22 protein-coding genes and 1 other annotated feature are annotated in these 21,292 nt (G+C 41.3%); of the genes, 7 read left to right on the forward strand and 15 right to left on the reverse strand.

Translation table 11 applies throughout. The annotated features are described in order from the left end of the window. Positions 1-151: 151 nt before the first annotated feature. A complete protein-coding gene (locus tag ACQYAD_RS07240) occupies positions 152-505 on the forward strand; it encodes a DUF3899 domain-containing protein (protein WP_430236714.1) in 354 nt (117 codons plus the stop codon). A 53-nt stretch (positions 506-558) separates the two neighbouring features. After that, positions 559-807 (forward strand) — a binding site (T-box leader). Between the two features lie 55 nt (positions 808-862). Further along, positions 863-1,849, forward strand: coding sequence for a tryptophan--tRNA ligase (trpS, locus tag ACQYAD_RS07245; RefSeq protein ID WP_430236716.1), 987 nt, complete (start codon positions 863-865; stop codon positions 1,847-1,849). 63 nt (positions 1,850-1,912) lie between these two features. Here the strand turns inward: trpS and ACQYAD_RS07250 are convergent, their stop codons facing one another. From ACQYAD_RS07250 to ACQYAD_RS07270, 5 genes are all read right to left on the reverse strand, one after another. Continuing rightward, positions 1,913-2,659 (reverse strand): YjbA family protein, encoded by a 747-nt coding sequence (locus ACQYAD_RS07250; RefSeq protein ID WP_430236718.1) that lies wholly within the window; start codon positions 2,657-2,659, stop codon positions 1,913-1,915. Positions 2,660-2,747: 88 nt separating this feature from the next. Further along, positions 2,748-2,975, reverse strand: coding sequence for a hypothetical protein (locus ACQYAD_RS07255; RefSeq protein WP_430236719.1), 228 nt, complete (start codon positions 2,973-2,975; stop codon positions 2,748-2,750). 111 nt (positions 2,976-3,086) lie between these two features. Then, entirely contained in the window at positions 3,087-3,860 is a 774-nt protein-coding gene (locus tag ACQYAD_RS07260) for a DUF2268 domain-containing protein (RefSeq protein WP_430236720.1), read from the reverse strand. 259 nt (positions 3,861-4,119) lie between these two features. After that, positions 4,120-5,358, reverse strand: a complete 1,239-nt coding sequence (gene fabF, locus ACQYAD_RS07265) for a beta-ketoacyl-ACP synthase II (protein ID WP_430236721.1) — start codon at positions 5,356-5,358, stop codon at positions 4,120-4,122. 103 nt (positions 5,359-5,461) lie between these two features. Then, on the reverse strand, positions 5,462-6,394 hold the full coding sequence (locus ACQYAD_RS07270; RefSeq protein WP_430236723.1) for a beta-ketoacyl-ACP synthase III: 933 nt from the start codon (positions 6,392-6,394) through the stop codon (positions 5,462-5,464). A 184-nt stretch (positions 6,395-6,578) separates the two neighbouring features. Here ACQYAD_RS07270 and ACQYAD_RS07275 point away from each other — a divergent pair, with 184 nt between their 5' ends. After that, positions 6,579-6,824 carry a hypothetical protein gene (locus ACQYAD_RS07275; RefSeq protein WP_430236725.1) on the forward strand — a complete coding sequence of 82 codons (246 nt, stop codon included), beginning with the start codon at positions 6,579-6,581 and terminating at the stop codon, positions 6,822-6,824. A gap of 40 nt (positions 6,825-6,864) precedes the next feature. On the opposite strand, the gene ACQYAD_RS07280 is transcribed toward ACQYAD_RS07275, so the two are convergent. The 3 genes from ACQYAD_RS07280 to ACQYAD_RS07290 all read right to left on the reverse strand — a co-directional run bounded on the left by ACQYAD_RS07280 (position 6,865) and on the right by ACQYAD_RS07290 (position 9,634). After that, positions 6,865-7,818 carry a BMP family ABC transporter substrate-binding protein gene (locus tag ACQYAD_RS07280; RefSeq protein ID WP_430236727.1) on the reverse strand — a complete coding sequence of 318 codons (954 nt, stop codon included), beginning with the start codon at positions 7,816-7,818 and terminating at the stop codon, positions 6,865-6,867. A 180-nt stretch (positions 7,819-7,998) separates the two neighbouring features. Next, positions 7,999-8,826, reverse strand: a complete 828-nt coding sequence (locus ACQYAD_RS07285) for a hypothetical protein (RefSeq protein WP_430236728.1) — start codon at positions 8,824-8,826, stop codon at positions 7,999-8,001. Between the two features lie 79 nt (positions 8,827-8,905). Beyond that, on the reverse strand, positions 8,906-9,634 hold the full coding sequence (locus ACQYAD_RS07290) for a hydrolase (RefSeq protein ID WP_430236729.1): 729 nt from the start codon (positions 9,632-9,634) through the stop codon (positions 8,906-8,908). Positions 9,635-9,856: 222 nt separating this feature from the next. Here ACQYAD_RS07290 and ACQYAD_RS07295 point away from each other — a divergent pair, with 222 nt between their 5' ends. Beyond that, positions 9,857-10,042, forward strand: a complete 186-nt coding sequence (locus tag ACQYAD_RS07295) for a YjzD family protein (RefSeq protein ID WP_430236731.1) — start codon at positions 9,857-9,859, stop codon at positions 10,040-10,042. A gap of 108 nt (positions 10,043-10,150) precedes the next feature. Here the strand turns inward: ACQYAD_RS07295 and clpB are convergent, their stop codons facing one another. Then, positions 10,151-12,745, reverse strand: a complete 2,595-nt coding sequence (gene clpB, locus ACQYAD_RS07300; protein WP_430236732.1) for an ATP-dependent chaperone ClpB — start codon at positions 12,743-12,745, stop codon at positions 10,151-10,153. Between the two features lie 110 nt (positions 12,746-12,855). Further along, positions 12,856-13,035, reverse strand: a complete 180-nt coding sequence (locus ACQYAD_RS07305) for a YjzC family protein (protein WP_430236733.1) — start codon at positions 13,033-13,035, stop codon at positions 12,856-12,858. 313 nt (positions 13,036-13,348) lie between these two features. Here ACQYAD_RS07305 and ACQYAD_RS07310 point away from each other — a divergent pair, with 313 nt between their 5' ends. Beyond that, on the forward strand, positions 13,349-14,041 hold the full coding sequence (locus ACQYAD_RS07310; protein ID WP_430236734.1) for a Crp/Fnr family transcriptional regulator: 693 nt from the start codon (positions 13,349-13,351) through the stop codon (positions 14,039-14,041). A 31-nt stretch (positions 14,042-14,072) separates the two neighbouring features. On the opposite strand, the gene ACQYAD_RS07315 is transcribed toward ACQYAD_RS07310, so the two are convergent. The 3 genes from ACQYAD_RS07315 to ACQYAD_RS07325 form a co-directional block, all read right to left on the reverse strand. Then, entirely contained in the window at positions 14,073-14,795 is a 723-nt protein-coding gene (locus ACQYAD_RS07315; RefSeq protein ID WP_430236736.1) for a YwiC-like family protein, read from the reverse strand. 225 nt (positions 14,796-15,020) lie between these two features. Further along, entirely contained in the window at positions 15,021-15,575 is a 555-nt protein-coding gene (gene mobB, locus ACQYAD_RS07320) for a molybdopterin-guanine dinucleotide biosynthesis protein B (protein WP_430236738.1), read from the reverse strand. Continuing rightward, positions 15,563-16,828: a molybdopterin molybdotransferase MoeA gene (locus tag ACQYAD_RS07325; protein ID WP_430236739.1), complete on the reverse strand. Its 1,266-nt coding sequence runs from the start codon at positions 16,826-16,828 to the stop codon at positions 15,563-15,565. The genes mobB and ACQYAD_RS07325 overlap by 13 nt, the downstream gene beginning before the upstream one ends. 225 nt (positions 16,829-17,053) lie before the next feature. On the opposite strand from ACQYAD_RS07325, the gene ric reads away from it, so the two are divergent. Further along, positions 17,054-17,752 (forward strand): iron-sulfur cluster repair di-iron protein, encoded by a 699-nt coding sequence (gene ric / locus ACQYAD_RS07330; RefSeq protein WP_430236740.1) that lies wholly within the window; start codon positions 17,054-17,056, stop codon positions 17,750-17,752. Positions 17,753-17,909: 157 nt separating this feature from the next. On the opposite strand, the gene moaA is transcribed toward ric, so the two are convergent. Then, on the reverse strand, positions 17,910-18,926 hold the full coding sequence (gene moaA / locus ACQYAD_RS07335; protein WP_430236741.1) for a GTP 3',8-cyclase MoaA: 1,017 nt from the start codon (positions 18,924-18,926) through the stop codon (positions 17,910-17,912). Positions 18,927-19,285: 359 nt separating this feature from the next. Here moaA and ACQYAD_RS07340 point away from each other — a divergent pair, with 359 nt between their 5' ends. Next, the gene (locus ACQYAD_RS07340) at positions 19,286-19,984 is read left to right on the forward strand and encodes a Crp/Fnr family transcriptional regulator (RefSeq protein WP_430236742.1); all 699 of its coding nucleotides are present in this window, start codon (positions 19,286-19,288) and stop codon (positions 19,982-19,984) included. A gap of 67 nt (positions 19,985-20,051) precedes the next feature. Here the strand turns inward: ACQYAD_RS07340 and ACQYAD_RS07345 are convergent, their stop codons facing one another. Then, the gene (locus tag ACQYAD_RS07345) at positions 20,052-21,179 is read right to left on the reverse strand and encodes a TIGR04053 family radical SAM/SPASM domain-containing protein (protein ID WP_430236744.1); all 1,128 of its coding nucleotides are present in this window, start codon (positions 21,177-21,179) and stop codon (positions 20,052-20,054) included. Between the last annotated feature and the right edge of the window lie 113 nt (positions 21,180-21,292).

Here is a 21,292-nt window from a genome sequence, read left to right on the forward strand (position 1 = left end):
ACATTACTTTTTTAAAAAAAATTTACATGTTAGAAACAATAATTACACATGTTTGTCATCTACCTTATATTTTATATATGTTATAATTTATATTACACTCTATTTATGTTGGTAATTCCCCCTTTAGAAACTCGGAATTGGAGGTTTTCCTTTGAAATTTCCTATAAAAAAAGTAGGGATTTTTTTAATGATCCAGTTAGTGATCTTCATCACTTTACTACTTTATTATAATAAAATTACATTAGAATATTATATTAATATGTCCTTTTCCTTCGCTTCCCTGTTTCTTTTAAGCGCCTTGTTGATTTACGTTATTCATACCGGTTTTTTTGATATGGTAACAAAAGGATTCTCGAAAGCCTTTTCACGGGCACACGAAAAATCAAAAATAGCAGAAATCACCCCTTTATCCAAGCTTGTTTCACTTAGCATGAAACCATTGTTACTATACGGATTGCTTCTAATCCTATGTATGCTAATTGCTCTTGCTATCTATTATGTTTAGCATGCTTGATTACAAATATGCATTTCATTATAATAGGATTAGCTAATTTAAAATTTACGGCATTGAGAAAGAATAGTACGTATTGATCGCGTTTAGAGAGAGTTTGTGGCTGGTGAAAACAAACACGTGACAGTACGGAATGGACTTTTGAGCTTCTATCTGAACTCTGCACTTAAATGAGGATAGTAGGAATAGACGTGACCCTGCGTTAACGGGGAGCCATGCTTTTTTTTGAAGTATGGAATTGAAGTGACTCAAGATTTGAGTAATTAGGGTGGTACCGCGAACCATTCGTCCCTATTGTTTGGGATGGATGGTTTTTTGTTTTAGATAAAAATTATTTAGGAGGCTTTTAACGTGAAAACTATTTTTTCAGGCATTCAGCCAAGCGGAACGATTACCCTTGGCAATTATATCGGTGCCCTAAAGCAGTTTGTGGAGCTGCAGCATGAATACAACTGCTATTTTTGTATCGTGGATCAGCACGCAATCACCGTGCCCCAGGATCGCTTGGTGCTAAGGAAAAATATCAAAAGTTTGGCTGCTCTCTATGTAGCTGTTGGGATTGATCCTTCAAAAGCGACGTTGTTCATTCAATCAGAAGTGCCGGCACACGCCCAGGCAGGCTGGATGATGCAATGCATTTCGTATATTGGTGAACTGGAAAGAATGACGCAGTTTAAGGACAAATCGGCTGGGAAGGAAGCGGTATCAGCGAGTCTATTGACATACCCGCCATTGATGGCTGCAGATATTTTATTGTATCGTACAGATCTTGTTCCTGTCGGAGAGGATCAAAAACAGCATTTGGAATTAACGCGCGATTTAGCGCAAAGATTTAATAAAAAATACAATGAAATTTTTACCATTCCGGAAGTTCGGATCCCAAAAGTCGGGGCAAGGGTCATGTCGCTTCAAGAGCCGACGAAAAAAATGAGCAAATCCGATCCAAATCAAAAGGCTTTCATTACCCTTCTAGATGATCCAAAGCAAATTGAGAAAAAAATTAAAAGTTCTGTTACCGATTCAGATGGAATCGTTAAATTTGACCTTGAAAACAAGCCAGGAATTTCTAACTTGCTTTCCATTTATTCTACTTTAAGCAATAAACCGATTTCAGAGATTGAAGAAATGTACGCAAGCAAAGGCTATGGTGATTTTAAAGGTGATCTCGCCCAAGTGGTCATCAATGAACTTGCGCCAATTCAAGAAAAATATCATCAGTTAATTGATTCAAAAGAGCTGGATGATATTTTGGACGAAGGTGCTGAACGGGCAAATAAGGTTGCCAGCAAAATGCTAAAAAAAATGGAAAACGCAATGGGTTTGGGAAGAAAAAGATAATCCTTTCAATTCAAAAACCTGACCCGCAAAAGGTATTGCAAAAATACCTTTTGGGTCAGGCTTTTAATTTACTTTTGATCCATGTTCCATTTCCCAAAGTTTTTCAAAAAATGGCTGTCCTTTAATTAAATTCTCGCAAAAATGTTCATGCTTTTTCGACCAGCCATATTTGCTTTCTTCATACAGCTGATTCCATGCCTCTTCAAACGGCAATTCTTGAATGAATGAATAGCGTTCGGGACACCATTCGGTATACCAATAGCGAACCTCCGCTTCATTACTTGAAGAATGAAGCTGATCAAGGGCCATAAACAAAAGCTGCTTTAACTGCCGTTCCTTTCTTGTTAATCCTCGCATTAAATCCGGTTCTGGCGAAAGGATATGAAACTCTTTCGCGGCTTGTTTGACGTCAAAGCGATACTCCTTTGTTTCTTGATTTTCGAGCATTTCATAAACGAGCTGTTCCTGCCTTGGAATCAGTCTGCTTTTACGGATCGGCAAGTTGTAGCCAATTGTGTCAACAGCTAAAATTCCGCTCCCATCCGAAACAACAAAGCAATATTCCAGCTGAATCCTTTCATGATTTTTTCGCAAATAGGCCTTTTGAAAAATATCATCAAGAAGTTGTTGAGGCAATTCTGCTAATTGATTTTCAATATAGTCAAATAAAATCGATTCCACTTTAATGAGGGGCACTTGATCCAGAAGTTCAACCCCATCATCTTTGCGCCACTCGTGAAAATGGCAAATATTATAACCGTTTTCTTCCCCTTCAAACCAATTTACCCAAACATCATGAAGATATAACATTGCATAACCCCTCACTTCAAGAATCTGTTTGTCAATCAGTATGGGCAGACATCAGTTAAATTATTCCTGTTTATATACATTGCACCAGTTATTTCTCTTTTTCATTTTCAGGGTGAAAAATGCTTGCAGTAATTACGATCAAGCCTAGCGGCAAGAGGTAAAATTCGATTCGGCGGGAAAGGAAAAGGAGGTATTCATCGAAAGTGTAACCAGCCGGCAACAAGTTTAAGTAGGTAATTGCATATACACCGCCAGCGGCAGCCATCACAACTCCAAACAGCCAGAAAAACAAACGATAAAACTTGTCCGTTTCCATCTCAATCATCACCTTAAATCCCTGTCTACTTTTCCCTATACATATGTAAAAACAAGCAAATATATGCCTCCTCCAGACTGCGAAGACATTTATTTGCTTGTTGATGGATGCTTATTTTGGCAAAAAATTTTCAGCTGGAATGGCGAACGAAAGCTCCGTGGTATAGCGGTTTTTGGAAAAATACTCTTTGACAAGGTCAAAACCCGCAGCATAACCGAGTAAATCGGGTATCCATCCATGGCCATATAATAGGGCATCATGGTGTTTTTCGTCCTTCCGAACTTCCAAATGATCGGATAAATATTTTTTCCAAAAAGAATCAAGCTGCTTTTTGGTATAGTAACGACACCATGGTGCTAAATACTTTTCGCCGCAGTTTTTGAGGACAGCGTATTCGGCCAGTCCTTCAATCATCAGCGAGTCGAGTAAGGTGAAATCTGCCGGGTCCTTTTTCAGCTTATTTAGGCGACAGACATGGTGGTATTCATGGACAAATAGTGCTTCGATTTCTCTTTCGCTGCACTCCGGAGATAAAAATAAAAACAGCTTATCAGGGAAAGAAACTCCAGATTTCTTTTTGTTCTCCCGACGGAAAAAACCTCCGCCTTGGTCGATGGGAAAAAGAAACAGCGGAACGTCGGGACCGTTCCATTTTTTTTGATAGGATCGATACATTTCTGTGATTTTTTTTGTTACATTTGCTTCTTTGAGGGATTCAAACGATTGCCAGGTTGTTCGTGATGGTTTGTACATTCCAAATTCCGTTAGTTGGTGGTAAATTTCTTTCGCGGAAATGCCGTTAAAATAAGGTACCAGTTTCTTGCAAACAGTTTCGGGATTTGCAAAGTCTTTCTCCAGCCAATTGCTTGTCTCGATTACGCCCATTTTTTTCACACCATTTCATTGTATATATAAAGCAGTTTATGAAAAGAGTGAAAATTGGTTAACTAAAATTTGGAATACTATAAAAGCAGTGTTTTTGCCATTTTACGTCATGAAGTCTCGTTCATACGCAATAAATGAAAACTCGCCGACTGGCGAGTCCTTTGGACGAAGACAGAGGCGTAGTTGAATTTATGCGTTCAGAATTTATCCATATAAATTCTGATTAGCTAAAAAATCGGCAGGTTTCCCTGCCGATTTTTTACTCATATTTATTAAAAACAATTGTTGCGTTATGGCCGCCGAAGCCGAGTGAATTGCTCATAACGGCTTGAATCTGTTGGCGACGGGCTTTGTTGACGACATAATCCAAATCACAATCCGGATCAGGTGTTTCATAATTGATCGTTGGCGGAAGAATGCCTTCTTTTAGTGTCAGCAAGGAGAAGATTGCCTCGACACCGCCAGCGGCACCAAGCAAGTGGCCAGTCATTGATTTCGTTGAACTCATCGCCAGTTTGTATGCATGTTCCCCGAAAACTTCCTTAACTGCAGCGGTTTCGAATTTGTCATTGTATTCAGTGCTTGTTCCGTGCGCATTGATATAATCAATATCCCCCGGTTTTAATCCCGCATCGTTCAATGCCATTTTCATTGCTCTTGCACCGCCTTCACCGCCTGGTGCGGGAGCCGTGATATGATAAGCATCCCCGGTCGCGCCGTAGCCGACGATTTCGCCATAAATTTTTGCACCGCGTGCCAAAGCGCAGTTCAGCTCTTCCAAAACAATAATGCCTGCACCTTCCCCGATTACAAAGCCGTCACGGTTTTTGTCAAACGGCCGGCTTGCCGTCTGCGGATCTGGATTGGTAGAGAGTGCTGTATTGGCACAAAAACCGGCAACCGACATTTTCGTAATGGGCGCCTCGGCTCCGCCGGTGATCATCACATCCGCATCCCCGCGTTGAATGACTTTAAAGGCATCACCAATAGAATTCGTTCCAGTCGCACAAGCAGTAACTGTACAAGAGTTAAACCCTTTTGCCCCAAGGGTAATTGAGACTTGACCTGTTGCCATGTCCGGGATGAGCATCGGAACAAAGAACGGGCTTACCCGGCGGTAGCCGCGGTTTAAGAAAGTTTCATATTGCTGTTCAAATGTTTCCATCCCACCGATGCCGGAACCGATCCAGACGCCGACACGATCAGCGTTTTCTTCATTGATCGTCAAATTGGCATCTTTTACTGCCATCAGTGATGACGCAACCGCATATTGGGTAAAACGATCCATTTTTCGTGCATCTTTACGGTCCATAAACTCTTCCGGATTGAAATCATTTATTTGCGCGGCAACTTTCGCCGGATATTCATCTGCATTTACACGAGTCAATGGCCCAATGCCGGATTTTCCATCTATAATATTTTGCCAAGTTGATTCCACGTTGTTCCCAAGCGGAGTGATGGCTCCTACACCGGTCACAACAACTCTGCGTTTTTCCATTGATTCCATCTCCTTCTATCTCTATCTATATTTTTAAGTTATCTCTTCATAAGACTTTACCTTTTTTCCAAAAGAACTTCCAGTAGTAAAAACTCAAGCGTTTTTATTTTCCCCAGCGAAGCGCAATCGCTCCCCAAGTAAGACCGCCACCGAAACCTACCATGACGATCAGATCGTCATCCTTAATTTTTCCAGCTTCCAATTCTTCAACCATCGAAATCGGAATCGAAGCGGCGGAAGTGTTTCCGTACTTTTGCACGGTCTTTGACATTTTCTCTTCAGGAACTTCCAATCGCTGTCTTGCAGATTCCATAATGCGGATATTGGCTTGATGAGGAATAAAGAAATCGACTTCTTCCTTAGCAAGTCCTGCTTTTTCAAGAACATTGATGCAGCTTTCGCCCATTTGTCGTACAGCAAATTTAAACACTTCTCGGCCATTCATAATGATGTATTCATCCTGGTAGAGGTGTTTTCCTCCTGTTCCATCCGCACCAAGCTCAAATGATAGAATACCACGATTTCCAGAAACAGGCCCAAGAATTGCAGCCCCAGCACCATCGCCGAATAGGACAGCTGTGTTGCGATCGCTCCAGTCTGTTATTTTTGATAACTTTTCTACCCCGACGACTAAAACATACTTGTAAACATTTGCTTCGATAAATTGCTTTGCGGTAACCATTCCATACATAAATCCGGCACAAGCAGCACTTATATCCATTGCTGCCGCTTTGGCGGCACCCAATTTTTCCTGAAGCATACAGGCAACAGATGGGAACGGTTGATCTGGCGTTACCGTTGCCACTAGGATTAAATCAATTTCTTCTGCTGTAATGCCAGCATCTTGAATCGCCTTTTTGGCTGCTTCAAACGCCATATCCGATGTATCGGTATCATCATCGGCAATTCGGCGTTCTTCAATACCCGTTCTTGTGCGAATCCATTCATCAGATGTATCCATCATGTTTTCAAGATCAAAATTTGTAACTACCTTTTCAGGCAAAAATCTTCCGATCCCAACAATCCCTGCGTTCATATCCCGCATCTCCTTTTTATTAAAATATATTATTATCAATTATTATGACTTGGTACTAATTTTATCAAACATTGATGAAAAAAAGCAACCTTTAAATTCCTTCTTAGCATCCGCTAATATCCAGTCTTTTTATCATCCAGTTCATAGACTAAAATAAGGAAAATTCGAAGGTGGAGGAAGAACGATGAGTGAATCTAAAGATTCATTTACACAAAATGATAATCCAGTTACGAACGAGCAGGAAGAGGATTATTTTACCCGTTTTATGTTCGGGCCGAGGAAAATTCCAGAAAAAAGGGTACAGCAGACTGGCATTGATTATGAGGAACTTATGTATAACATTGATACATTGGTCGAATCAGCCCGTCAGTTAAAACCGCTGTTTCAGCAAGTATATCCGAAAGTTCTTCAGCTCTTTCAAAAAAAATAAGCTGCCTTGAAACAACTCAGGCAGCTTACATTTTTTGCATCTACTGGCTGTTCGGCAATTTTCCAGTTTGCTTATACGTTTCGATGCTTTTATTCATTTTACGGATAAATTTTTTATCCACGAGCGGACTATACTTTCCTAATGTAACGACATCATCCTGAAAATCAAACGATAAATTCCCTGATTTTAATTTTCCATCGTTATAGTCTTTAGCCACTTTTTCATAAAGGGCATCGACTTGCTGGATCGTGCTGGTCAACACGGTCGTTTCCCCTAAATCCGATTGATCCGAAACATAACCGATCACGTAATAGCCTTTTTCTTTCACCTTTTCAATTACAGGAACATTATAGCCATCCCCCGCTGGGTAAATCACATCGACGCCGCTTTGCATCATTTTTTCGGCAAGTTGAACAGCTTTCTTGCTGTCATCCCAGCTGCCGACATACTGAATGTCAACCGCTGTCTGTTTCTCTTCAGCAAGTGCCCCTTGGTAAAAGCCTTCTACTTCCGGCTGCCATTCGTAGGCTGCAATAATTCCTACTTTATGGTTTTTTGACATATGGGAAGCAACCATTCCCCCGAAAAAACCCATCGCATAGCCTTTAAAATTCAAACTCGTTGTGTTGGCGTTTTTTGCATCTCCATTAAAGCTGACAAATTGGATATGCGGGTATTTTTTCGAAATTTTATTAAAATATTCCGCGTATTCAGAGCCATGTCCAAAGATTAAATTGACGTCTTTTTGGTCAAACTCTTTTACTGCCCGTTCAACAACGGCCTCGGAATTCATGCCTTCTTTATAAAAAATATCCACTTTGTAATCGGACTGGATTTTTAACATTCCTTTGAAGCCTTTTGTTCCCCATACCTGGTCATTGACTGTCTCGGGAACGAGCAGACCCACATTTCGCAATTTTCCCGTTGACTTCGGCTGACTGCATGCACCAAGTACCAGCAGGATTAATAGAACGACTCCGAACCTTTTGATCATTCCATAAATCTCCTTCTTGAAAGGATGCTGTTACTCACCCTTGGAATCGCTTTTCTTGAAAATTAAATTGAATCACTATTATTCTAACCTTGGAAAGGTAAATTGAAAAGAAAATTATTGCATGGTACAGCAATCCCGCATGAACGAGAAGGAAGAACCCCCACGGATTAAGGTATCCCTTTATCGCCTTGAACGATTAAAATGTTCCTGTTGTTTTGTCAACGAATCTGGGATGGACGTGTTTTTCGGAAGCGAAACACGCTGAATCTGATCGCCCTCTCTGGCAATAAACCGATCGTCTTCTCTATACTGAATAGTTAAAAACTCCGCACAATTTTTCCATCGATTTGCTTCGCCGCTTTCAAGTAAATAATGTCCCGGTTTTCCTTCCTCAATAATTTCCATCATTGGGCCAATAAGGTCATCGGCATAAAGCGCATCGCCCTTCCATTCTCTGTCATCCAATTCCTGCACATCTTCGTGCTTCCCTTCGAAACATTTTTGAAAGCAGCAAACGGACGGCTGCCAACGTCCATATACAGCCGGTAAGTACAGGAACTGGCATATATCCGCTTGAGCAGAGAATTTTTCCAAAAAATCCTTAAGCAAACCGATGGAATCGTTTCGTTCATCAACGGTAAGGCATTGAATTGGAAGAACAAACACAACCGTGTCATTCAGCTGATTGCGACTCTTGAAAAATTCAGCCAATTGAGTTGCAACCAGCTGCTTTTGGAATGTCGCATCCCGGCGACCGATATACAAATCATATAAGTCCAAGATAAAAATTTGTTTTTCTGAAACCTGTTTGGTATCATTCAGCCAATCCTCAATTTTTGTTTCACTAAAATTGGCATTTCTCCCGATTTGAAGTTTTTTTTCCTCCACCAGTTTGTCATCCTGATCATCAAAATGGATGCCTAGTACTTCATATCCCATTTCAAGCATTTTTTCACAAAAATAAAATCCAATAAATTCAAAGGCACCTATGATAACAGCCTTGTCCATCCGAATCTCCTCCCTTAGTACTAATGAATCCTATGCAAAATCTAGCGAGATTATTTCTTCAGTAAGGGAGGGTGGATGGTTAGAGGACTTTTTCATGGCTTTTATAAAACTTTACGATAATTGAGCCAAGCCGCAGCTTTTTTTCAGGCAGTATAAAACTGGTTTGCACAACATGGTTGTCAATTTGCTTTTTTAACAACTGCTGATTTAATTTTGCTTGGTTGTAACTTCTGCCGCCAGTCATGACTTGAATGAGCTTGATCGGGATTTCATCTCCAACGTTCAACTGGCTTGAAAAAATTTCTTTTTCTAAATGGCGATAATCTTGTTTATATGCAGCTTCGATCTCTTTTGTCAGTTTTTTATAAAAAAATTTATGCTCCTTTTCTTGTTCCAACTGATGCTTTAATGACAAAATAGGGTTGAGTAATACGGTTGAGCGGATCGAACCCTTCAATTTCTCGAATAATTTGACAGCAACAAGTGCGCCCATTCCCTCGGCAAGGATATGAATTTTATTATTCATGATCTCGCTTCTTAAAACATAATGATACAGCCTAACAGCAAGCTCTGCTGCTTCATCGCTGCCCCAGTTACGTCCATAAAGATTTGAGGAAAAAATCGTATACCCTGCCTCTTTCAATTGATTGATCATCGCCAGTCTGCCTTCATTCTGCAACCAGAAGCTTTTGCTTTCATCTACAAAATGCCGTTCATCCCCAATAAGTAAGATGCCAAAACCTGTAGGCTTTTCAGGAGAATGGATTATATTCCACTCTGCATCCAGCTGAAAATTCCGGTTTTCCATCGAAATATCTCCTTTTACATATTTTCCTCACCCTATTGTATGTTTGTTCACATAATCTGAAAGGAAATTAGCCCAAACTTGCCATATATTTTTGTAAAGTCGCGGAATCAACCAATTGAACATTTATCTTTTTTTTCGCTTATGTTAAGATTAATAAATGAAACTGGCAGTTGTATGGATGCAAGGAATCCGAAAAAGATCTATAATCGAGTTGAGGTGAGAATGATGCGTTATTTTTGGACTTTATTCTGGGCTTTTCTTCTTACACAGATGTTAACCTATGTTGTCAGCTCAATGCTTGGGATTGCCTACAAATTTGAAACCGGTCTCTTGTTAGCCATTGTGTTTACCGTTTTTGTAGCGATTATTACAGCCGTTATTCCGAACGAACCAAAAGAGAGCCATTAAAATAATTTTGTGAAGAGGTCATTCTGCAATTTAGCAGGATGACCTTTTACCATTTGTTGTGTGCCGCTTTCTGAAAGCATTGATATCGCGCGGTTTATCGATCGTCTTTTACACTGCTTTGAGTGTCAATTCCCCGTTTTCAACATCGATCAGGATACGGGAATGTTCCCGGACATTGCCAGCGATGATTTCGCGAGCCAATTTGGTTTCCAAATTCCGCTGAATAAATCGTTTCAGTGGACGGGCTCCATAAACGGGATCAAATCCGTTGGCCGCGATAAACTCTTTTGCAGCATCCGTCAGGTTTAGCGCGATTTGCTGATCGTTTAGTCGTTCCTGTAAATCGCCGATTAGTTTTACGACAATCTCTTTAATTTCCGAAATCGATAACGGCTTAAATAGAATCGTTTCGTCAATGCGGTTGAGGAATTCAGGGCGGAAATGGGCTCTTAATTGTTGGAAAACGCGGTTGGACGTTTCCTCACTGATTTCTTTTTCCGCTCGTTCTAACAAGAGTTGCGAGCCGATATTCGACGTCATAATGATCACCGTGTTTTTAAAATCAACCATACGCCCTTGAGAATCGGTAATCCTTCCATCATCTAGCACTTGCAATAAAATATTAAATACTTCAGGATGGGCTTTTTCAACCTCATCAAGCAACACAACTGAATAAGGCCGTCTTCGAATAGCCTCTGTTAATTGACCGCCTTCTTCATAACCAACGTACCCTGGAGGGGCGCCGACTAACCTTGAAACTGTATGTTTTTCCATATACTCGGACATGTCAATTCTTGTCATTTGCTCTTCGCTATCAAATAACGATTCTGCGAGTGCCTTGGCGAGCTCTGTTTTTCCAACCCCTGTCGGTCCTAAAAATAAAAATGAACCGATCGGCCGGTTTGGATCTTTAATCCCAGCCCTTGCTCGCAAGACAGCATCCGTTACAAGCCTTACTGCCTCATCTTGGCCGATCACCCGTTTGTGCAAAAGGCTTTCAAGCCGGAGCAATTTTTCCCTTTCACCTTCCATTAATCTTGAAAGCGGGATGCCTGTCCATCTTGAGACAATAGTGGAGATTTCCTCTTCTGTCACTTCTTCCCGAAGCAGCCGCTCTTCATTTCGCGCTGCTGTCATTGCTTCCAAGTCTTTTAACTCTCTTTCAGCTTGCGGAATTTTTCCATGCCGCAGTTCTGCAGCCCTGTTCAAGTCATATTCATCTTCCGCTTTTTGCAATTCCCTGCGGAGCTTCTCAAGCTGCTCCCTTTTTTCCTGCAATTTTTGGATACTTTCTTTTTCTTGGAGCCAGCGGCCTTTCATTTCATCCGCTTGTTCTTTAAGATTGGCAAGTTCTTTTGTCAGCACCTCTAAACGCCGTTTGCTAACATCATCTTGTTCCTTTCTTAATGCCGCTTCCTCAATTTCCAACTGCATCACTTTCCGGGTGACTTCGTCAAGCTCTGTTGGCATTGAATCAATCTCCGTTCGGATCAATGCACATGCTTCATCAACAAGATCAATTGCTTTATCTGGCAGAAACCGATCCGTAATATAGCGATCCGATAAAGTTGCGGCTGCCACTAGCGCACGGTCATGAATTCTGACACCATGATGAACTTCAAATCGTTCTTTTAAACCGCGTAAAATTGAAATGGTGTCTTCCACATTTGGTTCTTGTACAAGTACCTGCTGGAATCTTCGTTCAAGCGCTGGATCTTTTTCAATATATTTACGATGTTCATCAAGCGTTGTTGCCCCAATGCAATGCAATTCCCCGCGGGCAAGCATCGGTTTTAACATATTGCCGGCATCCATCGCACCATCGGTCTTGCCGGCACCGACAATGGTATGAAGTTCATCTATGAATAATAGGATTCTTCCTTCGCTCTTTTTCACTTCATTTAAAACGGCCTTTAACCGTTCTTCAAATTCTCCACGGAATTTGGCGCCAGCAATCAATGCGCTCATGTCAAGTGAGAAAATCGTTTTGTCTTTTAGTCCTTCCGGAACATCTTTTCTAACGATGCGCTGGGCAAGCCCTTCAACAATCGCGGTTTTTCCAACACCCGGTTCCCCGATTAAAACCGGATTATTTTTTGTCTTTCTCGATAAAATGCGAATGACATTGCGAATTTCCGCATCTCGGCCAATGACCGGATCGACTTTTCCTTCTCTTACTTCAGCAACTAGGTCCCTGCCGTATTTTTTTAAGGCTTCATAGGTTGCTTCAGGATTTTGTGACGTCACGCGCTGATTCCCCCTTATTTCCTTAATTGCTTGTAAAACTTCCGCAGCAGAACCACCAAAATGCCGAAAGGCTTTTTTCAGTACGGAATCATCCACATCAAGCGCTCCAAGCAATACATGCTCAACGGACAAATACTCATCGGAAAACTGCTTTGCTTTTTCGTCTGCCTGAACAAAAATCCGCTGCAGCCTTGAACTGATATAAACTTTCCCCTGCTCAACACCCGTACCGCTTACTTGCGGTTTTTTCTTGATTTCGTTCTGCAAAAATTCAAGAACCTTTTCACTAGAGATGCCTGCTCTTACAAAAATAGCACGAAGTAGACTTTCCTCTTGGCTCATTAAGGAAACAAACAAATGTGGTTCATCGACTTCTTGATGATTTGATTTGATCGCTAACGATTGTGAATCGAGCAGCCCCTTTTGCAGACGTTCTGTCATTTGATTCAAATCCATCAAACGATCACTCCTTTTTGACCTTTTTTGACCTATTAACCCCATTATAGACCATGCATGTATGAAAGAAAAGCCATCGAGTTCGATGACTTTTCAACGTTTATCGCGCCTTATGGTTTTCTGCTGTACGTCCAAACGCGGTTATGATTGGATGTTTCCGGAAACGAATCTCCGTCGTTCAACTTGATTTTTTGCGGATGATTGACATTGCTGCCTGTTTCCCCAATTTCAATATAAACACCATTATTTGGCGCCTTTTGGCCTGGTTTGAATTGACGGTTTTGACCCAACTTCCATACCTCCTTACAAATTGAAGACAGTCGTTCATTTATAGCAACTGCGCCGCTAGCTCGTTCTTGGTTCGCGTACTGGCAGTTGACTTTATTATTTCCAGTTGGGCTTTTTTCTATTTTCAGCTTTCGACAAATATTTCCCCGGTAATAGAAATGTAATTATGACAAATCTATGAATTCATTCCCGCTAATATTGCGAATAATCGCAAATAAACAATATAATGATGTTATTAATATTTCGTTAGTAGCCTGTAAAACGGTTTATTCTAAAAGAGCGATTCAGTTCGCCCCTTATAAAGGTGGTTACAATATGCAAACGGTCAAAGAGCTACCGGCATCCATAAGTGAACTTTTCGAATTGGTCCATCACATAAAAAAAATTGAAAAGGGAACTTTTCTGTTCCAAGAAGGAAGCTTTGCAAATGAGCTTTTTATTCTCAAAAGCGGCATGGTTCATTTGACTAAAGTGATTCCAGACGGTAGGGAATTGAGTTTAAGAATGTGCACAACCGGCGATATCATTGGCGAGATTGATTTATTTTGTCCATCGCAGCGATATTTATTAACAGGAAGGGTTACAGAGAGCGGAGAAGTAGCTGTAATCATGAAAGACACGCTTGAAGAAAAGCTCTCGCATAACTTACCGCTAGCCTTGGAATTTATGAAATGGATGAGCCTCCAATATCGAAAATCACAAACGAAATTTCGCGACTTAGTTCTTCACGGGAAAAAAGGTGCATTGTATTCCACTTTAATCCGAATCTCCAACAGCTATGGGATAAACACCGCTAACGGCATCTTAATTCAGCTGCCGTTAACAAACCAAGAATTGGCAAATTTCTGCGGCACGTCAAGAGAAGTGGTCAACCGGCTGTTAAGTGATTTGCGCAAAGCGAATGTAATCTCAGTTGATAAAGGAACGATCACTATACACGATCTTGATTATTTAAAAGTTGAAATTGACTGCGAAAACTGTCCGATTGAAATTTGCAGAATCGATTGATGATACAAAAACAGCCTGCTATGGGCTGTTTTTAGTTTACGATGATTTGAACAGCCATGACCGCAAAGAAAAGTGCTGCATTTGCAATTTCATAAATCCCAACCATTTTGGTTGAGAGCGGTTTGCCGTAAAAACCAACTGCCCTGAGCAAGCTTGGCAAAACAGCAATAGCTGCGATCCAATAGCCAAACGCCAGCCAAATCAACGGCAGGATCAAGTGATAGATCCAAGAAAGCCATTTAAACTGCGGGTTCTTTTTTTCACGTATCATTGTTTTGACATAAAAAGTGCTGCCAATGAAAAAAAGCACGGATGCGGAAAAAACAAAGATGGATTCACCAGTGACAATTCGGCTGCTTAAAAAACTGCTTGCCAGACTGGCAAAAGAAAAGGCAAAAATCGCACTTAAATCATTCATAAACGCACGGTCTTTGTTTTGGGAAGAATAAAAAGCATTGATCATAAAAAAAGGAATCATCAGCAAACCAAAATAAACGACTGCTGGATTTTCAGCGAGCGGAAACAGTAATAATAGTACAGCCGGAATCAAATAGCGCGTTGTCCAGCCAATATAGAAGGCCGTTTTCTTCTTTTTAAATAAAAGAAGCATCGGATAGGTAGCCAAGTATAATAACACCCATCCAAGAAAAAACGGAACATCCTGCCAAACAAATCCACCTGCGATCACACCAAGCCAGAATGGAACCGTCACCATTGCCCAGGCTCCGTGTTGTTTTGGCATAAATAATTTCATCCTCCACCCTCCTTTCACTCACCCCTACTATAAGTCAGGAATCAGGAAAATTAAGTGAAAGATGTCACATGAATCGAAGCCATTTTGGCGATTTTATTAACTTTTTCAATGCAAAAAAGAAGGCTTCCGCCTTCTTTTTCCGATTCTATATCAACAAACATATTTTCCCCTACTTCTAGTATAACGGAAGCAGCAGGAAATTGCATTAAAATTGTAACAAAATTGTCATTTTTTCGACTGAGAAGGAATCCTCTTTACTTGCTCCTCAATGTATTGAACCGTCCAGGCTACCCCTTGCTGGTCATTGAGAAGAAAGGACGGAGCAGTGGAGATGGATTCAATCTGTTTTTGCAATGCTTGTTCCCACGCCAGCACGATTTTAATATTGCTGATGAAATGAAGTAATTCAAGATCTTTTTTTTCTTTTACCAGCAATAGTTTTGGATAATTTTCCTTTTTGTGACCTTCAATTAAAAGGATGTCAGGCTGAAAGAAACGGATTAGCTGAATTTCATCGGCTAAATTCCATGACGGCTGATCCGCTTGCAGAATCAACCTCCCGCCACCCTCAACAACTGCCGCTAAGGCGCCAGCAACTACATGCTGCACAGAATCCTTCGTTTCAACGACTTCAGGCCGGCCGCCATGACCATGATGCTTGATCACCGCCACCTGCCTGCCCAACTTGTTCAATTCCTTTATCAATGTGGAAACAACCGTCGTTTTTCCACTATTTTGGTAACCAACAACTTGGAAAATAAAAGGATTTACCAAGGCCACTCACTGCCGGTTTGATCCTCAAGCAGCAGGATTTCCACATCTGTTCCTACTTCATACCCTCTTGTGCCACCAGGAAGAATCATCAGCGAGTTGGCGCCTGCAAGGCTCATAATAATATTTGATTTATCCACACCACTCGGCGATACTTTTAACCTGCCTTCCTCGATCGTTACAGTGCTGCGGACAAAGCGGGTAAAAGGATTCGCTTTTGGAAAATCGGCGCCAAGAACAGCTTTTTCTTTGCGTAAATGCGGTTTTGGTGAAAACAGCATTGTCCGAATGATCGGACGGGCAAACAATTCAAACCCAACATAGCAGGCAGATGGATTGCCGGATAGACCGAACAAAACTTTGCCATTGTACTGTGCCACGGTTGTCACACTTCCAGGACGCATTCCCACTTTGTTGAACAACACTTTTGCCCCAAGCTTTTCATAAATGGCCGGCAAATAATCAAAATCACCTACAGAGACCCCCCCGGTGGTTATGAGCAGGTCAACTGTTTCAATCGCATCCTTAACTGCTTCAAAGCATGTATCGAACACATCAGGCAGTTTGCCGAAGTACTGTACTTCCCCTCCCGCCCTTTCAATTTGGGCGATAATCATATGGGAGTTGCTGTTGCGTATTTTTCCGGGAACGAGCGGTTCATCGACTTCAAGTAATTCTGTGCCGGTTGCGAATAAGCCAATGATCGGTTTTTTGGCAACTGGAACTATCGCATAGCCAAATGTTGCAAGCATTGCTTGAATACCAGGGTTAATCCTTGTCCCCTTTTTCACCAACACTTCGCCTTCTTTTGCATCCTCAGCACGAAAGGACACATTTTCACCTTTTTTTAAGTTGCGCTTAATTGTAATATAGGGTTTGCCGTTTTTTTCAGATGTTTGCACCACTTCGAGCATAGCGACGGCATCAGCACCTTCCGGCATCATTGCACCTGTCATAATTCGTACAGCTTGGTTTTCTTTTACTACTTTATCTGATACGGCACCTGCACCAATATGATCAATCACTTCTAATTCGACTGGGTTTGAAAGTGATGCAAGGCTTGTATCAACACTGCGGACGGCAAACCCGTCATAGGGAGCACGATCAAAATGCGGCACATCGTTTGTTGCTGTCAAATCTTCAGAAAGAAACCTTCCATAGCTTTCATCAATTGTTACGTATTCCGTTGCACCTTGTACTCGTGTCTCCATTATTTTTGCCACCGCTTCACTCACGGAAATAGGCTTTCTTCTCTCTAACATGGTTATCAGCTCCTAAAAGCATGTAAATGAATTCATTCAACCGATTTTCTCACTTTAAGGGTATACGAAACTTTTAAACATGGCAAATTTTCAAACCAATGTTCGAAAAATTGTGCGATAGTACAAAAAGAACCAAAAAAATCATCCTTAAAATGTGATGCATATCACCAAAATGATGATCGGGTTCCGTTATTCTTTTAATAGAAAAAAAAGGAGGAATGAAGGATGAGCTTTCCTTTTAGTGAAAACACCCTTGTGAAAGATATTGTCAATGAACTGCCAAAATCAAGTGATTTATTTAAAAAACACCGAATCGATTTCTGCTGCGGCGGAAATATTCCACTTGCAAATGCTGCCGAGGAAAGAGGACTTGATCCAAAAACAATTGTTGCCGAGCTGCAAACTCTTTTCACGGCAAGCGAACCAAACGAAAATGAAATGGAAGAATGGATTCATTCCGATACACGTTCATTAATCGAGCATATTGTTTTAGCATACCATCGCCCACTTGAAGAAGAGCTAGCAATGTTAAGCCCGTATGTAACAAAAGTTGCCCGTGTTCACGGGGAGAACCATCCTGAGCTTTTAAAAGTTTATGAACTGTTTTATGCCTTTAAAAAGGAAATGCTCGAACACACGGCAAAAGAAGAGGAAACAGTATTCCCGCTTATTCAACAGCTAAATGATGGCACCGCACCCAACCGGGAAGAAGCGATCAACGCGATTGTTGAATTGGAAAAAGAACATGATGCCGCAGGGGCAATCTTAAAGGAACTGCGTGATGTAACAGCAGATTACGAACTTCCTTTTGACGCTTGCGGTACATATCGTTTAGTATACAAGCGCCTGGAGGCACTCGAAGAACAAACTTTTATGCATGTCCATTTAGAAAATAACATTCTCTTCCCGCGCTATACAAACTAAGAAGGCGAACGCCTGCTGCCGATTATGGCAGCAGGCGTTCATTATTTTAAAGAAAACTTGCCGATTGTCGAGCCTTTGGCTAAATGAAAACTCGCCGACTGGCGAGTCCTTTGGCTAAAAAAGATGGGCCGCATCCAGCAAGCCCATCTTTCCTAAGTTAACCGCCAATATAGGACATTTCGATCTTTTTCCGGTTAGAAGCTGTCGCTAACGTCCTTTCATCCGAATAACGGTCTTTGCGGCCGCCCCAGATATCAATGATTCGATTGCGAAGCTCTTCTTCTGTAGCCCCGTTTCTCATCATATTTCGGATATCATGGCCATTTCCGTTAAACAAACAAGTAAAGATTTGTCCGTTCGCTGACAGCCGTGCCCGAGTACAGCTGCTGCAGAACGATTCCGAAACCGATGTAATAAAGCCGACATCCACTTTCGTTCCTTTGTAATGATACAGCTTCGCCACTTCACCAAAATAAGCAGGTTCAACGGGTTCCAACTCATACTGTTGTTTTAACAGCTGATAAATTTCCTTCTTCGTAACAACGTCATCCATTTTCCAGCCGTTTGTTGAGCCGACATCCATGTATTCAATAAACCGAAGTTGCAGACCTTCTCGCTTGCAAAAATCGGCCATTGGAATAATTTCTGAATCGTTTAAGCCTTTTTTTACAACCATATTAATTTTAACGCCCAATCCAGCCTTTTTTGCCGCTTCAATTCCGTCAAGCACCGGCTTTGTACCTACTTTCCGGCCGTTAATTTTGCCAAACAGTTCATCATTGAGACTATCAAGGCTGATATTCACCCTTTTAAGTCCTGCTTTTTTCAAATCACCGGCAAGCTTTGGAAGCATTACACCATTTGTCGTTAACCCGATATCCGACAATCCTTCAATTTTTGAAAGCTTCTCAACTAGCAGGGGCAAGTCCTTTCTGAGAAGGGGTTCACCGCCAGTTAAGCGGATTTTTTCAACTCCAAGCTGAACGAAAAGAGTTGAAATCCGTTCAATTTCTTCATATGTTAACAAAGCACTTTTCGGCAAGAAGGCAAATTCCGGTCCAAATTGATCGGCCGGCATACAATATTGGCAGCGAAAATTGCAGCGGTCAATGACTGAAATCCTTAGATCCCTTAAAGGCCTGTTTAATGTATCTTTAATAATGGTTTTTCCCATATTTATCAACTCCATTATTTTAAAAACCAGTTATCCGGCACATTTCGGAAGCAAGATAACAGTTAATTTTTTCCCTTAAAAAACTTTCTTAGCTCTATACTTATGTTGCCAACTATGATTTATTCGGCAAGCTAATCTCTTATTTTACTTTCTCATTTACCCTGTCGATGTAAAGATTATCACATTTCGCTTCAAAAAAACATTTTTTTCAAAAGTTTTCACTATATTGTCATTGTTAATATCTTTTATTTGGCTAATCTTGAGCTACAATGGTTTTAGAAATGAATTTATCTAGTTCAGCAGTGATGAAACTGTTTGCCTGTAGGCAATTTTTATCATGAAGAAGAAGGTGTAGATGAATGATGACGAATATGAAAGCCACTCACTCCATTCAAATTAAAGAGCTGCTTCGGTTTGCTGACCGAAAATTCACAGCGGATCGCGGAACTTATTTGTTTCAAGAAGGAATGAAAGCAGAAGAGCTTTACATCATCTTGTCCGGTAAAGTTCAAATCAGCAAAATTACTTCTGACGGCCGGGAACTGTCCTTACGTATTTGTGGTGCGAATGATATTTGCGGCGAACTCACTTTATTTACCGATGAACCTAAATTTTTACTAAGCGCAAAAGTTCTGGAAACAACTGAGGTTGCCGCCATTCGAAAAGATTTCCTTGAAACGGAAATTTTTCAAGATAGCACTCTTGCATTTGAATTTATGAAATGGATGAGCGACCATTTTCGCAAAACACAAACAAAATTTCGCGATCTTGTCTTAAACGGGAAACGCGGCGCTTTATTTTCGACCTTAATTCGCATGTCCAATAGCTATGGAGTAAAGCAAAAGGACGGAATCCTAATCGATCTGCCTTTAACCAACCAGGAGCTTGCCAATTTTTGCGGCACCTCCAGAGAAAGTACAAACCGCATCTTAAGTGAATTAAAACGGGATCAGATCATTTCGATAAAAAAAGGGAAAATTTCAATCCTTGATCTGCAGTATTTGAAAGATGAAATCGGTTGCGAAAATTGCCCGGCGGTTTATTGCAGCATCGAATAGTTTTTGATAAAGAAGGGACGGCATCTGCCGCCCCTCTTTTTATTGATCAAATGCTGACCCAGTTTTTTTACCCTTGCATTTGTTTTTCCCTTAATGCTTTCGGGATATAAATGCAAAAAGGTTCGCTTTCTAAATAATCTCCTGTGACCGCATATGCTCTTGATCTTGACCCGCCGCACACATGGCGGAATTCGCAAACACCGCATTTCCCTTTATAAAGATCCGGATTGCGCAGCGATTTAAAAATCGGCGATTCACGGTAAATTTCAGCGAGCGGCGTTTCGCGTATATTCCCTGCTTTTACCGGTAAAAGCCCGCTCGGATATACGTCGCCAATATGGGAAATAAACACAAAGCCGTTCCCATCGTTTACCCCTTTTGGCGCCCGGCCAAGCCCGTCAATCGAGCCGGTTAATCCCTGTTCAGTCAAGGCATTTAAATAGTTGATTTCCTGCCTCTGGTCTTTTGCCTCCCGCATTTTTTGCTGGATCACAACACGCCGGTAGTGCTGTGCTGCCGTGGTTTTAATGTCAAAGGAAACACGCTTGCTCAAATCATACAGCCACCTGAATACTTTTTCATGCTCTACCGGTGAAATCATGTCTGATTCCTGTCCTCTTCCTGTTGGCACGAGGAAAAAGACACTCCAGAGCACACAGTTTAATTCTTCTACTACTTTTGCCATTTCATCTAAAAAATCAATATTGTACCGGGATATTACGGTATTGATTTGCACCGGAATCTCCAGCTCATGCAAATACTTAATTCTTTCAAGCGTAAGCTTGAATGAACCAGCTGTCCCTCGGAAATGGTCGTGAATTTCTGCCGTCGGCCCGTCAAGGCTGAATGCCCAGCGAGAAAGGCCTACTTCTTTCGCTTTTTCGATGGCTTCTTTTGTCACATTCGGCGTAGCGCTCGGTGTCATCGATACACGTACACCTTTATCCACCGCATATTTGGCAATATCAAAAACGTCTTCTCGCATCAACGGATCTCCGCCCGTAAAAACAAGCATCGGATTGTTCATTTCATCTAGTTGATCAATTAATTGCTTGCCTTCTTCAAATGTAAGCTCCCTAGGGTCTCGGCGGTATTGCGCTTCAGCACGGCAATGAAGGCACTTTAGTTGACATGCCCGGGTCAACTCCCAAATCACAATAAACGGATCCTGATTAAAATCACGGTTGAATACCAATTGTAACGCCCCCTAAAAACGGCTAACGCCTATCTATTTCTTATTATAGAGGGCTTTTGTTCCAGAAAAAGTGAATTACCTCACTATCTTCGGGAATAAAAAGAAAAGGCAGC

The organism is Neobacillus sp. SM06, assembly GCF_050496765.1.
Lineage (GTDB): Bacteria > Bacillota > Bacilli > Bacillales > Cytobacillaceae > JAEVLT01.

Bases quoted from the DNA above. Each gene is read 5' to 3' on its own strand.
- ACQYAD_RS07250 (WP_430236718.1), bottom strand. From the start codon at position 2,659: ATGTTATATCTTCATGATGTTTGGGTAAATTGGTTTGAAGGGGAAGAA.
- ACQYAD_RS07255 (WP_430236719.1), bottom strand. From the start codon at position 2,975: ATGGAAACGGACAAGTTTTATCGTTTGTTTTTCTGGCTGTTTGGAGTT.
- ACQYAD_RS07260 (WP_430236720.1), bottom strand. From the start codon at position 3,860: ATGGGCGTAATCGAGACAAGCAATTGGCTGGAGAAAGACTTTGCAAAT.
- fabF (WP_430236721.1), bottom strand. From the start codon at position 5,358: ATGGAAAAACGCAGAGTTGTTGTGACCGGTGTAGGAGCCATCACTCCG.
- ACQYAD_RS07270 (WP_430236723.1), bottom strand. From the start codon at position 6,394: ATGAACGCAGGGATTGTTGGGATCGGAAGATTTTTGCCTGAAAAGGTA.
- ACQYAD_RS07275 (WP_430236725.1), top strand. From the start codon at position 6,579: ATGAGTGAATCTAAAGATTCATTTACACAAAATGATAATCCAGTTACG.
- ACQYAD_RS07280 (WP_430236727.1), bottom strand. From the start codon at position 7,818: ATGATCAAAAGGTTCGGAGTCGTTCTATTAATCCTGCTGGTACTTGGT.
- ACQYAD_RS07285 (WP_430236728.1), bottom strand. From the start codon at position 8,826: ATGGACAAGGCTGTTATCATAGGTGCCTTTGAATTTATTGGATTTTAT.
- ACQYAD_RS07290 (WP_430236729.1), bottom strand. From the start codon at position 9,634: ATGGAAAACCGGAATTTTCAGCTGGATGCAGAGTGGAATATAATCCAT.
- ACQYAD_RS07295 (WP_430236731.1), top strand. From the start codon at position 9,857: ATGATGCGTTATTTTTGGACTTTATTCTGGGCTTTTCTTCTTACACAG.
- clpB (WP_430236732.1), bottom strand. From the start codon at position 12,745: ATGGATTTGAATCAAATGACAGAACGTCTGCAAAAGGGGCTGCTCGAT.
- ACQYAD_RS07310 (WP_430236734.1), top strand. From the start codon at position 13,349: ATGCAAACGGTCAAAGAGCTACCGGCATCCATAAGTGAACTTTTCGAA.
- ACQYAD_RS07315 (WP_430236736.1), bottom strand. From the start codon at position 14,795: ATGAAATTATTTATGCCAAAACAACACGGAGCCTGGGCAATGGTGACG.
- ACQYAD_RS07325 (WP_430236739.1), bottom strand. From the start codon at position 16,828: ATGTTAGAGAGAAGAAAGCCTATTTCCGTGAGTGAAGCGGTGGCAAAA.
- ric (WP_430236740.1), top strand. From the start codon at position 17,054: ATGAGCTTTCCTTTTAGTGAAAACACCCTTGTGAAAGATATTGTCAAT.
- moaA (WP_430236741.1), bottom strand. From the start codon at position 18,926: ATGGGAAAAACCATTATTAAAGATACATTAAACAGGCCTTTAAGGGAT.
- ACQYAD_RS07340 (WP_430236742.1), top strand. From the start codon at position 19,286: ATGATGACGAATATGAAAGCCACTCACTCCATTCAAATTAAAGAGCTG.